At 50.4% G+C, this 12,912-nt stretch carries 9 protein-coding genes; all 9 read right to left on the bottom strand.

The features are described 5' to 3' along the window. Window positions 1–82 precede the first annotated feature (82 nt). Window positions 83–919: a DUF4238 domain-containing protein gene (locus tag NE591_RS12010; protein WP_173111950.1), complete on the bottom strand. Its 837-nt coding sequence runs from the start codon at window positions 917–919 to the stop codon at window positions 83–85. Window positions 920–982: 63 nt separating this feature from the next. Then, window positions 983–1,618, bottom strand: coding sequence for a hypothetical protein (locus tag NE591_RS12005; RefSeq protein ID WP_173111953.1), 636 nt, complete (start codon window positions 1,616–1,618; stop codon window positions 983–985). A gap of 468 nt (window positions 1,619–2,086) precedes the next feature. Next, complete coding sequence (locus NE591_RS12000; RefSeq protein WP_173111957.1) at window positions 2,087–3,406, bottom strand: nucleotidyltransferase; 1,320 nt, start codon at window positions 3,404–3,406, stop codon at window positions 2,087–2,089. A 9-nt stretch (window positions 3,407–3,415) separates the two neighbouring features. After that, complete coding sequence (locus NE591_RS11995) at window positions 3,416–3,949, bottom strand: SLATT domain-containing protein (RefSeq protein ID WP_173111960.1); 534 nt, start codon at window positions 3,947–3,949, stop codon at window positions 3,416–3,418. A 14-nt stretch (window positions 3,950–3,963) separates the two neighbouring features. After that, window positions 3,964–6,981 carry a DEAD/DEAH box helicase family protein gene (locus NE591_RS11990; RefSeq protein ID WP_173111963.1) on the bottom strand — a complete coding sequence of 1,006 codons (3,018 nt, stop codon included), beginning with the start codon at window positions 6,979–6,981 and terminating at the stop codon, window positions 3,964–3,966. Between the two features lie 2 nt (window positions 6,982–6,983). Beyond that, window positions 6,984–8,852 (bottom strand): site-specific DNA-methyltransferase, encoded by a 1,869-nt coding sequence (locus NE591_RS11985; RefSeq protein WP_173111966.1) that lies wholly within the window; start codon window positions 8,850–8,852, stop codon window positions 6,984–6,986. A 15-nt stretch (window positions 8,853–8,867) separates the two neighbouring features. Continuing rightward, window positions 8,868–10,883, bottom strand: coding sequence for a hypothetical protein (locus tag NE591_RS11980; protein ID WP_256156722.1), 2,016 nt, complete (start codon window positions 10,881–10,883; stop codon window positions 8,868–8,870). Further along, the gene (locus tag NE591_RS11975) at window positions 10,880–11,662 is read right to left on the bottom strand and encodes a DUF4391 domain-containing protein (protein WP_173111980.1); all 783 of its coding nucleotides are present in this window, start codon (window positions 11,660–11,662) and stop codon (window positions 10,880–10,882) included. Before NE591_RS11975 ends, NE591_RS11980 begins: the two co-directional genes overlap by 4 nt. Then, on the bottom strand, window positions 11,659–12,786 hold the full coding sequence (locus tag NE591_RS11970; RefSeq protein ID WP_371130593.1) for a C-terminal helicase domain-containing protein: 1,128 nt from the start codon (window positions 12,784–12,786) through the stop codon (window positions 11,659–11,661). Before NE591_RS11970 ends, NE591_RS11975 begins: the two co-directional genes overlap by 4 nt. Window positions 12,787–12,912: the final 126 nt, after the last annotated feature.

Here is a 12,912-nt window from a genome sequence, read left to right as displayed (position 1 = left end):
CATAAGGCAGCAGAAGGCAAAGGTAAATCGCAACTAGAATCACTGGCGTATTGGCGAAATTAAATTGGCCGGGATTGGCGATTTATCTCCGACTTGGGTGTGGCTGATTTAACCTGACTCCAATAACGTTGAGCTCATCCACTTCTTCGGTTGATATTCGCCTAAAAAAGAAATTCTGCTGGCGCTCTTCGTGGAATATCAGGGCGGATGTTGCGCTAAGGGGAAGATAGAGCCAATCGGGATTTTCGGTTTCTTCGTCGGTCCAGCTTGCGGTGACGGGAAAAGATGATGTGATAAAGCTAGCGTTATCGGGTGCCCGCAAGAGGATCACGCTCATCTTGTTGAACTCTTCGACTAGTTTCATTGTGGAAGATCGATCATTGAAGTTGAGCAGCTCGGCATGCTGGATACTCAGCTCAACGATACCTTGCAAATCGGACGAATAGCCATTTTTTCCCAATTCGAATAGATCGTTCGGAGAGAAGAAGCCCCGGGAAAGCAAATCACGCGTCAAAGACTCGGCAAGCTTTCTTCTTGTCTTGATCCACTTCGGATTGCGTACGATCAGGTTTGCGGTGAAGACTATCACGATAGAAAGATGCTCCCAGAGCGATTCCGATGAGGTGTCCGGTTTGTCGGGGTCGTATTCGGCGAGATGCTTTACGGAGAGCGCGAACGTGCTCTCCATTCGCGAAAGAGCAGCTTCAATTGCTCCCCATTCTATGAACTTTTGTTCCGGGGTATTCATTGAGGGGATTTCGTATAAGTTATTTTCGACGCAGATCTTTCTGGCGTTGCTTTTGAAGACAGCAGAGCTTTTGGCTTCTGATCTGCGCCTGCAAATCCATAAGTCCCCATTAGCCTTTGCGAAGTTTTTCAGATAGAACTGCGGGACAAAATGTTGTCTTTTGGCATGCACAGCCCCTCCTTTGAGATACTTGGGATGGTTTCTCGACCATGAAATATATCAGACGCGAGATCGTTACCACAGGTCAATAATATGCCAAGTTCTGCCGATGTATTCGTCGCAGCAAGTCGCTTCGACCCTATGGATCCAGTAATTTTTTCCGCCAGAAAGACCTAAGGTCAGTTTGCTTTCGGATGCTACCGCTTTAAGACAAAGATGCTTGCTCGAGTCGCTTTTCACTATTACGCATCCGGCTTCATGGATAATTGCATAGCCCTCATCGAACGGAAAGTTTGCCACGAGGTTCAAGTACTCCTCTGCATCACCGGTGTGGGTTGAAAGAGCAAGAGTCAATCGCATCAAGCAAGTTTGTAGATAACGCAACCGTTTTGCAGCATCAGCACGCATGGTCTTATCCCTTGCTGCTTTGGCGAGCTGCTGTTCAAGAATATTTATTTTCGTCCGATAGCAGCTCTTAGTCTTTGCGGTTTTGTGCTCTCCAGCCGCACTGCTGTTTGCGCGAGAGTGCTGCTTGGTTATGGGGCTTCTATTCTTGGGGCTTTTGCCCTTCGAAGCTCTCTTTGCGTTTTCGGCTTGGGGATCGTATTCGAAATTGCCAGGATGCTCGAATCTCCCTCCCGCAGACATGCTGGATGCATCTCCGTACCCAATGATGGGACCACTCCAGATGTCATGCCTATTCGGAGTCATTCGCTGCTCCTTTTCGCCTGTTTTGGTTCGTGACTGTGTTTCTTGAAATGCTTTCGTGCTTTTCTGGGGATCCTATTCTCGTTGTTTTCATCGGGCCCGATTTTCGCTTGCAGTATTCCTCGTAGCGCTTTGCCCTCTTCTTTTGTCTCTTATGCCACGCGGGAGAGGTTTCATATGCCCCCAGAGATCCACCCGTGATGCCTTTGTGCGTCATGTACCTTCTTCATCCTTTAACTTGCTATCAGCAATCGGTCGGATACTCGATCCCTGTGGTGGGGATATCTCCCGTAATTTCTGCATCAAGGATCACCGTCTTCTCCGATCTCCGGATATTCATTGATGAGTCTGGGGTTCTTTCAGAGTTTCGGCTCGGTCATCGTGTATTACGACAACGTACAAGCGCTCGCTACAGATTTCATAAACACCGTGCTTTGTGCCTATAACCCAGAAAAGAAAGTTTGTTTTAAGTTATTCGGCCTTAATCGGAACATCGATTCGATCCCGAGCAACGCATTTCCTATTCTTCACAATATAGCATTCTACAAAATGAGGGCCCGAGAAATGTGTTCTCTCACGGTGCTTGGTCTTATTCGGACCTTTCTCAATCTGGCCCCTAATTTGATTCTTTCTATGAGCTATTTCTCCAACGTTTCTCACTTTCCAGTAGACGTCATAGGGCTTAGGCACTGTGCATTCAACTATCTCAAAATCAAGAGTTTTATCCTTGTGCAAAAAAACGCCTTCTGCAAGCATTTCCAATAACTTCCGTGGCCTCCATCCCTTTTGCGTAACACCGCAATCAATTTTTACGGAATACCTGATTTCCACAGGAAATTTGCTTTCAATGAACTCTTCTGTATCGGTGCTTCCATATTGCTCAGCCCACCGATTTTCTTGTGCTTGACTCTCGCTGCCAACAATGCACTCTTCGAAACGATTGCCGAGAAGGGCAATTAATGCTTCTTCTTTTTCCAGTTCGTTTTTCGCGTTATTGAGCTTGTCGTATGCTTTCTTTGCTTTTCTCACAAAAGCCCCTCTACCTTTATTCTCTACATGTTGCTTACTCCCTAAAGCTAACCAATAACTTTGCTCTGGATTCTCGGATTTCAGCTTAGAAAATATTTCTTGAAGCACGTTGTAATAATCCTCAAAAGCAACGTTTCCAAGCTCAATGTCGTCTCTATAGTTGTTGACAAGCGTATCGATCAGCAACCCACCAAAGCACAAACCTATATGTTCCTTCCAAATGCGCAGAGCGTTGCACGCCCTCGTAAAGTTTTCGCTCGTTTCAGCGTTAGCAATTTTGCAAGCATCTTGCTCGGGGGTTGGCTTTGTTGTTCTCCAAGAACCACCATCATTCGTATCTGGGTACTTAAAACTTCCGTCGCTTTGCTCAAATGCTGGCACTAGGTCTATCGTATAGGGTTTGTTGGTGAACGATATTACAACCGCTTGACCATCGCCTTTGATGTCTGTATTGGGATACTTGCTCTTAAGAATCTTCTTCACGTCCTGAAGCAAAGCGCTTTGTCCATTCCCCTCGCGGTTGTCGTAACGACTGTATTCTTCGCCGGGCAACTTGAACACAACATCAAGATCGCTGCATCCATCTACTGCCGTACCTCGGCCAACGGAACCAACTATCACTCGATTGGATTCTGCGTCGTTACTGTCATAGTAGTGTTGATTAAGCTTCTTTATTACTCCGCCGAGGTCGTCTTCATATTCAGTTACGTCCTTCATGTGAATATCGTCAAAGAACGCTTCGAATGTTTCTTTGTGATTCATGTGTTCTGCCTATTCTTCTTTTGACGCAATCGCTCCAAAGCATTCCCTGAATAGCTTTTCTTCGTTGTCGTTTATCGCACTTTCGGCTTTCTTTACTGCTTTGTCTGTTGTACGCGGCGCATGCTCGCATAACTGCACGTATCTACAACGAATGCAATCGATAGCATCCTTATCAATGCGCTTTTTTGTTAATATCGAAGTCAAATCTTCACGAAGGCGGAGATAATCCTTGGCGTAAGACGAATGATCGCAAACAAGGACATCAAATGGCTTAGCTTCTCTGTAGATAGCCACAAATGCTGCAATTAAAGCCAATGCGGTTGCTGAGATATTAAGCCATATGAAATCAACCCCTATACTGATGCCTGAGAGTACTGCTGTGATTGCGATGCACGCTATACTTGCTATTTGAAGCCTATTCCCATTGATTGAATAGATGTCGGCTTGTTCCTCATGGATCTTATGTGTCCATACAATATCGTTGTATAGCTTTTCGATACCTAGGTGGCCGCCTTCTTCGTTTAACGACATGCGATCTTCCATAAGCAAATCCTCCGTTACCAAACGCTCGTTACCGCATATGTTGTTCGCACGCTGTAGGTCACACCATCATCCAGCGCAGCAAAATGCTTGCGGGCACAATCGATCTTTGCGGCCTCTCGCGGGCGTGTAGCTGGATCAATGTTGCCTCCGCCCTTGGTCTCCACAACGAAGAACACGCGCTTACCGCCGTACTCGTCCTCGGACACATAAGCCCAATCGGGATTGTAGGAGCCAACCGGCGTGTCGATGGTGAAACTGTTTGGCAGCTTCGCGAACACCTTCACGTCCTCGGCCATGTCGAGGTCGTAGGCAAATGGGCGTTCAACAGTCGAAGAGTCGTACACGACATAGCTGTAGATGGACTTGTTGTGCTTAGGCTCGTAGGCATTCTGGCCAAGATAGGCGGTCAGATCCTCAACCTCGAGCACCTCCATGGTGTACCAGTCGCTCTCGGGGAGCTTCGTGTACTTGATCCCCTTGGAGAGCACCTCTAACTTCGCACGATCGATCTTAGCTGCAACTTGGGTGAGGAAGGTGGCAGGGTCGATCGCGAACTCATCGAAGCGGCTGCAGCCTTCAAGGATGCGCTTGATCGTGGAGCGCGTGAGACCCACCGCATCCTGCAACTCCCAGATTGGGTCGGGAAGATCATAGGCGCGGATCGCGGACGTCTTCACGATGGCGGTTCCGGTCATGGAAGTGTCGATGCCCGCTTCGTCAATGGAGAGATCGGCGCGCGAGCTGATGACTTCGACGGGGCGCACCTCGGGCATGTGAGAGATTCCCTCGATGGCTTTCTCGACGAGTTTGTCGGTATCGACCTCAAGCTCGTAGCGCGTGCGCTTACGAATCTTCTCCCATAGCTCCTGGAAGGCGGGCTCGTCGGTAACGTCCTTCTTGAGCTCCACCGTCACCTCGTTGCTCTTGTCCTTGATGACGAGCTTCTTTGCTTTGTTGGAGATAATGGCCTCTACCTGTTCCTTGACAGGCTCGAACTCAGGTGGCAGCTCTACGATGTGGTACTCAACGGCGTGCTTGAGCTCGGGGGTTATCGCGCCTTTCTCGGTGACCATCCCAGTATCAAGGAAGTACTCGTAGAGAGCCTTCGACCCTTCGAAGCCGAGCATCTCCTCGTCGCCGTTTTCCTTCTCGACGATGATCTTGGTGAACGACTCCGGCGTGAGGATGCCGAACTTGTAGCCGTCCTTCTCGAACTCCTTTTGGAGCCCGCGCGCGAACTCGTCATACGATTCGTTGGCAATGACAGTGAGGACGTTCACGCTCGGATCGTGGCTGCGCTCGCCCTGCTGGTTCACACACAGACGAAGACCGCGGCCGATCTTCTGACGCTTGGTGAACTCGTTTCCGCTGTCCACGAGCGTGCATATCTGGAAGATGTTCGGGTTGTCCCAGCCCTCTTTGAGCGCGGAGTGGCTGAAGATGAACGAGATGTCCTTCACGTCGTCCTTGCCGTCGGGAAAGCTGATCAGACGCTCCTTGGACTGCATGATGGCCTCGAAGGTGGAGGTGTCGGCAGCGGTCGTGCCGGAGGTGTCCTTCATCTTCCCCTTGCCGTCCATGGAAAAGTAGCCCTGATGCAGAGGAGCCGGATCTATGGGCAGCGGCACGCCCTTCTTCTCGTAACGCCGTCTCCACGAGCCGTGTCTCACCTCATCGGCATACTCCTCCTCGAATATGCGGGCGTACCCTCCCGCGCTCCAGGAGCCGTCGTCGTTGTAGACGCGGTACTTCTCCACTTTGTCGATGAAGAAGAGCGAGAGCACCTTGATGCCCAAGGGATATAGCTCCAGTTGCTTTTGCAGGTGGTCGATGATCGTGCGGCGGATCTGGGCGCGCTTCACGGCTTCGTCGGCCACATTGCCCACAGCCTCTCCGACTTCCAGGTACTCGCCGTTCTGGAACTCAATGAACTCGTTTCCCTCTTGGGCAGAGATATTGGTGATTACCCAGCCGCCGCGCACGCCCTCGTAGTCGGGGTTCTCGTTGCTCTTCACGAACAGGTCGTTGCCGGTCGCGCATGTGACGGACTTCCGCTTCTGCCCACCCTTCTTGTCGCGCACGTCTATGGTAAGTTTCGCCTTGATGGAGCCGCCGTTTGCCTGCACGGAGTCCAGCTTCACGTAGCTTCCGTTCAGATCCTCGGCCGAGCGCACCGAGTCCACGCAGATTCCCTTCACCAGGTGCTGGTCGAAGGCGTCCACTGGCGTCAGGCGGTAGAGCATGTTGTAAGGCTCCTTGTGGGTGGCCGAATAGCGCAGCACGAAGAGCGGGTTCAGGCTCTTGATGGCGGCCTTCGCCTGCTTGGAGTTATCCACGCTCTGCGGCTCGTCGATTATGACGATAGGGTTGCACTCAGCCACGAGCTCGCGAGGGCTACGCCCGCCAATCAGCCGCTCGCTCCTGCGGTGGAACAGGTTGCCCTTGTTCTCCTCGCCGTCTTTGGAGAACTCCTTGTTGAAGGCCTGGATGTTGATGATCATGACCTCGATGGAGCTTGACAGCGCGAAGTTGCCGACCGCACCCATGCTCTTGGAATCGTAGACGAACACGTCGAGCGGCGTGCGATCGTAGAGCTCTTCGAAATGCGCTTTGGTGCTCTCGAAAGACTTGATCACGCCTTCGCGGATGGCCACGGAGGGCACCACGATGATGAACTTGGTGAGGCCGTATTTCTTGTGCAGCTCGTAGATCGAGCGGATGTAGACGTAGGTCTTGCCGGTGCCCGTCTCCATCTCGATGGTGAAGTCGCGGAGGTGTCCGTCCGTGAGCTCCTCGGTTCGGGCGAGGCAGTTCTCCTCCTGGATGCCATGTAGGTTGTCAGCAAGCTGGCGAGGTGAGACGCGGATGCCGTTCGCGTGGCCGACCGCGAACGTTGCCTGCGCACCAAAGCTGGTGTTGCCAGAGAATTCGCGGGAAAGGAATTCCTGCCCTTGGAACAGGTTGACCACGGCGTCGATGGCTTGAACCTGATGACTCTGGTCGGATGCGTATCTGAATTGCAAATCTGCCATGACTACGCCGTCCTCAGCTCTATCTCGTAACCGAGCTTGTCGCCGACGCGCTTGAATATCTGCGCGGCGTTGAGCTTGATGGTGTCGGTGAGAACAGAATCAAGGAAGAACACGCGCTTGGGCTCAAGCGCGGCGATTGCTTCCAGCACCTCGACAGTGAGCCCGTCATTCATGCAGCAGATGAGCTCATCGGCAGCGATCGAGGTGACGGGGTACCCTGCAACCTCCGTCTTCTCTATGGGAAGCGACAGCTCAAGGCCCCATTTGAGCATCATCTCGAAGATGATGTCGTCATGGGTGCGACCGGGCTTGATGAGGTTGTCGACAAGTGCGCCGCCCTCCACCTGGTCGAAGTTGGAGCTGTCGAGCTTGAGCACACGAAAACCGATATCCGGGAGGGGTTTTAACTCGCCGGTTAATGTAAGCTGTGCGTTAGATGCATCGACTTCAGTTGCGATGCGTTTTCCAATTCGCCTAATTCTTTCTTCGGCTATTTTACAAAGACTGTCAAAACCTAATTCCTCAGCTTTTTTGTTTCCAGCACAGTTTTCGGGCAGCTGAACGCAGATGCATTTTCGGGTTCCGCCATCATTCAGATTCATTTGCATCAGTGCATCCATTGAGCTCGCGGATCCCGAGAAGAAATCCAAAAAGAGAGCTGACTTTTCTGGAATCATGTCGAATAGTTTTATCAGAAACTTAGTTGGTTTTGGATAGGAGAATATCTTTGCATCGCCAAAAATATCCAGTATTTCATTTGTTCCATGCTGTGTGAAAACATCATCAATTATTGATTGCAATTTGCCTCTTCGAACGGTGCCATCTTCGAGCTTGAGATACTGTTTTGTCTGAACACTCCATCCTCCATCAATGCTCCTCACAAATTCAATTTCATTGTTCTCTAAAGCTCTTTGAACGCGCTCCTTGCTCCACAGCCATTGGCGTTTTGGCCAAACGCTCGTTCCGTCTGGAGCTGTTATGGGAAATACAAGGTTTTCACGAGCATCAAGAGTCTTATTTGCCTCCAAAGGGTGAGTCCTGTAGGGCCCTCTTTTCTCGAAATTCAAATCAGTTTTTGTATAATACCTTTGAATAGACTCATCCGTTAAAGGAACAGTGATGTCATCAATTTCTGATAAGTCTTTTGCATATATCAACACATAGTCTTGAAGTGTTACTAAATACTTTTCTTTTGGTCCGCCTCCGTAGCGCTTCTTCCATATTATTGTGTCAATAAAATTTGGGGCACCAAATACCTCATCGCAGATGAAACGCAACGAATTCAATTCGTTGTCGTCAATTGAAATGGCAATGATCCCATCTTCAGAAAGTAGTTCTCGTGCAAGCCTCAGTCTTGGGTACATCATACTGAGCCAGTCGGAATGATAGCGCCCACTTGTATCTGCGTTGGATTGCCCGCTCAATCCAGCTTGCTTTTTGTAATTTTCAACCGAGTCCTGGAAGCTGTCCTTGTACACGAAGTCATGGCCGGTGTTGTAGGGAGGATCAATATAGATCATCTTCACCTTGCCGTGGTAGCCGCGTTGCAGGAGCTTCAGCACTTCAAGGTTATCGCCCTCGATATAAAGGTTCTCAGTGGTGCCCCAATCGACGCTTGCATCCTCATCGGGACGAAGGGTAGCAGTTGAAGGCATTTGCGCCTGACGAATGGCATCTGCTTTTCCAGGCCAGGTGAAGGCGTAGCGCTCCTGCCCTTCATCAACCTCGTCTCCCAGAATAAGCCGCAGTTTCTCGAAATCGATTGAGCCATCGCCTTCGACGGCAATCTCCGGAAACAGCGCCTTCAGCCGCTCAACGCGCTCAGCAACCAAATCTTTCGATTCCAAGTCCACTTTTTCGATATCACTCACTATGTACTCCTCAATTTAAAGACCGAGTTTTTCAAAAAATACCCTGCTTCTCATCTTCGAATCGGCAAGGATCTTGTCATAGGGAAGCACTTCGATGCTGGCATTTAAATCATCAACATATACATGCCAACCAAGACCATCGGGCGTTTGTTTGAAATTTCGGCGCCGCATTATTTTTTCTAAAGACGCAGGAACATCGCAGACCGCATATAAGTAGATTCGTGTATTTTCATTTACCCTAATAGGGCGACCCGTTGCATCAATAGCATTACCTTCTTTGATTTTTTCTGCGTATTCTTGCAGCTGATCAATAGGGTTGTCTTTTCCATCGTAATTGTCACGCATGGGTCGTTTGAGCTCAAAAATCGATATCGACTCAAAAGTATGACCAGGTCCATCTTCGTCTGAAACAAGAACAGGGTGATCCAGAAGCAATAAATCCGGCCTCTTTTTGCCAGCGCTAGCGCCAAGTGAGATATCAGAAGCTAAATATTGGCTGTATGTAAGACGCTCATCAATCAACCAGAGGTTGTGAGCTTCGTAAGATACATCTTCAGAAGTGGCACGAACGGGAAAAATGAGTTCGTGAAGGAATTTTTCGAGTTCGTATTTTTCGTCTGGCCTCTTCTTTAAGCTGGCTTCGAATAATTGCAGTACTGCCTTTCGATGTGCAATGTATTCCGCAAGGGAGGCTTTGTTTATATCGACAAGTTTTCTCGTGCATTCAGCAAACTCGTGTTCGTAGTCTTCACTGGAAAGAGAGTTGTTGTTGATCTTAACCAATAGCTCATCGTTTTCCTTTGCAATATCCTTCTCCAGCTGACGTTTCGCATCATGGAGGCTGTCCTCGATATTGCTAACACTTGAACCAAATTTGATTCCTTCTATTGCTTGAGGCAAGTGCTTCATTAGCGGTTTATATTGAGGTGCTTCCTCAGTTATATATTTCCTTACTGCCTCTTCTCTTTCATTTACTGCTTCGTCAAAATAGTCTTTTAGGATGTCTTTTACACACTCCTCAACTTTCGAATCAATTTCTTTTCGACTCGGCTCAATGCTCTCAAACAGACTATTTTCTTCGACAAAAGAAAAAGAGAGTCGATTTGCATTAACTTTCATGTCGAGATACTCGCTCGTCAGGATTCCGATAAAGTAGAGCGAATGCTTTTGTTTTAGTAGAGAGCCTAGTCCGTTGAAACTGCTATCTAGTTTCAACTCATCTACGCACCGATTGTTAGCACAGAACATCACCCGATTTGTTTTGTCTAGTTTTACTTTGCCTATATCATCTATAGGCATTTCAAGACCGATTAGACTGAATGTATATCCAGCAATTTCAAAACTTCGCGTCTCGCCTTTATCGCTAAACAGCTTCGCAAAAGCCTCGTTAAGATCAAGCTCCTTATCTCCATCGACAAATACAATTTGTGGGCAATCGTCGAGGAGGAAAAATGGAGCACAGTGATGGATTACGGCACCAGCAATTTCTTCAAACTCAATGGGCATGGATTTGGCGTATTCAGCTCGCAATCCGAATAGATGCACGATGGTTCCTATCGATCCGGTAGGCTCTTCAACGCTATCATCATCTAAGGTGGATGCAGAAAGGTTGAAACGGAATTTGCGGCTGTATTTTTCATCGCCTTCCAAATAATTGCTCTCTATATCTGCGTTTTGAAACACCTTTAGCCAGCAGAACCGACCCACGCCTTTGCCGCCCCTTGACGCTTTATATGTAGAATCCGATTGAAGAAAAGACTCGAAGTTTGGTCCATTAAATCCAATACCGTTGTCACGAATGCAGAAACCGGAGACGGTTGCTGTAGGCAGATCATCAAGAGGAAGCTGTATGCCTCTCTCGATCTCAACAACTATTTTGCCACCACTGAAGCTTACGTCTTCTAGCCGCCGATCCTCTATTGCCTGAATAGAGTTTACGATGCTCTCATACAAAGGAAATAAAACCTCACTTTGAGCAAGCTCGAAGTTACTTACTCTTCCGGCTAAATTGACCCCAAATTCCTTGGTCATCGGCATATCTCCTTTATCTCATCCATAACGCTTTCGCGTTGTCGCTCCAGTTTTCTCATCTCAACGCGAAGCTTCGTCGTATCCGCAAGCGTGGCGTCCTTCGACTTCTTCGCATCCTTCAATTCGTTAATCTTCGACGTTAGCGCATTCATCTCTTTCACGTGTCCCATAAGCAGGCCAGCGTCTGCATCTTTGCAAACTGGGTAGAAGCCAAGGACTTTCACGGAACGCGCCAGCAGAGTTCTGTCGCCCAAAGCAACCAGATAATCCAACAAGGTAGTTTGCGGAAGCGTCGCAAACGACAGGCGCTCCAAATAGGGCGCGTATTCAGGACTCTCCGCTTTGAACGGCCCGCTGGAGTAGATCTTCTCTGTCACGAAGGATCCGTGTTCCGCGAAGCTCTTGCGCCGCAGAGCGGCAGAGACTGCATTGCCTGAGTTCGCGAAACCCTCCGCAAGGATCACCGTAGGGTTCGGAAAGCAACCATGCACCATGCGCAGCGCCTCCGCTATCCCGGTCGTGGAATTCAGGCCGCACGTCAGGAAGATGACCGATTCGATGCCGTAGGCATCGTCCTTCACGGGCAGGATGCGGGAGTTCGACTTGTTCAGGCTCGCGAAGAACCGCACGTCGCGCACCTTGTCCAGAAGCTTGATGGACGTTGCTGATGCCTTGGCAAGCTTTGCCTGTTCAGCCAGCTGCGTCTTGGGGACGCGCCGCTCTCCCGCAAGCGCGCCATCCGGCAGCTTCAATATGTCGTTCCACGCAATCGTCTTCACATCAGCACCACGAAGCTCACGATGGAGTAATCATCGAACCCGAGCACAGCGCCGCCGCCGACCTCTCCGACAGAGAAGAGCTGCTCGATTCCTTTGGCTTCCTGCACTCCCGTGATGTCTGAGACGGCGGTCTGGAGAAGTGCGTTCGCGTGCGCCATGTCGGTACCGTCTTTTGTCTTTCTGTTGAAGCGCTTGCAGAGGTCGTGCAGGGGCTGCGCCTCTCCATCACAGGTTGCCCTCATGATGTCGAGCGCCGCCTTGGGCTGCGTGTGCGGAGACATCACGCTGTCGTTCTCGGTGACGTATATAACATAGTAGGGAAACGTCGGATTCGTGTCCTTGGGGTCGCGACTCTCGTCGTTCTGCTTCAGGCAGAAGACGATGCCGGGTTCCACGTCGTCTGCAAGCTCCGGCGGAATGGGCGTGACGGCGCAGAGCCCACATGGTGAGTTCTCCAGCAAGCCCGGATGATTCTGGACGTAGCGCTTCAGCTCCGCGCGGAAATCGTCGAATGCGAAGTCCGTGATGGATATGCCTCCGGACATGTCCTCCAGGTTGAGCACTTCCTCCTGGAGCGCTTGGAGCTGCTGGCGGCGGTACTTCAGGTCGTTCATCTCGTCGTTGCGCTTTCCTTCGAGCACGTTCTCCTCGCCGGTCGCGCTGGCATCCAGCAGCGCCATGCGTCCCTTCACGCGCCCTTCCAGCTGGATGTACTCGTCGAGCTCGATATCCGGCCAGAAGTTCACCAGCTGGATCGTCGTGTTGGTTGACCCTAGGCGGTCGATGCGCCCGAAGCGTTGGATGATGCGCACCGGATTCCAATGGATGTCGTAGTTGACCAGACAGTCGCAGTCCTGCAGGTTCTGGCCCTCGGAGATGCAATCCGTGGCGAAGAGGATGTCTATCTCGCCGAGCCGCCTGCGCGCGTCCGACAGTTCCTTCGACACAGGCGAGAAGTGCGCAAGAGCCGTGTCGAACGTGGTGCGCTTGACCTTAAGTGAATGAGTCCGAGCGACGTCGCCCGTCACCATGGCGCATTCGAGCCCGAGTTCGTTTGCCAGCGGTTCGGCCAGCTGGTCATAGAGGTAATTCACCGTGTCGGCGAACGCGCTGAATACGAGGATAATCCTCCTTTGCAGATTGTGGGCTAGGAGGAGGACTCCTCATCGTCTGAACTGGGCGACCTCGCGTAGAAGTCCCTGTATCGGAGCGTTTTCGGGTTGCGCATTGCCCGATCCAACACGAACGCC

It is taken from the genome of Adlercreutzia sp. DFI.6.23 (genome assembly GCF_024462535.1).
In the GTDB taxonomy this organism is placed as follows: domain Bacteria; phylum Actinomycetota; class Coriobacteriia; order Coriobacteriales; family Eggerthellaceae; genus Adlercreutzia; species Adlercreutzia rubneri.
Note: the sequence above shows the minus strand (reverse complement) of the source record. Positions and strands in the feature narration are given on the sequence as shown.

What these genes read in the sequence shown, in the direction of transcription:
- NE591_RS12005 (WP_173111953.1), bottom strand. Translation starts at nt 1,618, where the DNA reads ATGACTCCGAATAGGCATGACATCTGGAGTGGTCCCATCATTGGGTAC.
- NE591_RS12000 (WP_173111957.1), bottom strand. Translation starts at nt 3,406, where the DNA reads ATGAATCACAAAGAAACATTCGAAGCGTTCTTTGACGATATTCACATG.
- NE591_RS11995 (WP_173111960.1), bottom strand. Translation starts at nt 3,949, where the DNA reads ATGGAAGATCGCATGTCGTTAAACGAAGAAGGCGGCCACCTAGGTATC.
- NE591_RS11990 (WP_173111963.1), bottom strand. Translation starts at nt 6,981, where the DNA reads ATGGCAGATTTGCAATTCAGATACGCATCCGACCAGAGTCATCAGGTT.
- NE591_RS11980 (WP_256156722.1), bottom strand. Translation starts at nt 10,883, where the DNA reads ATGACCAAGGAATTTGGGGTCAATTTAGCCGGAAGAGTAAGTAACTTC.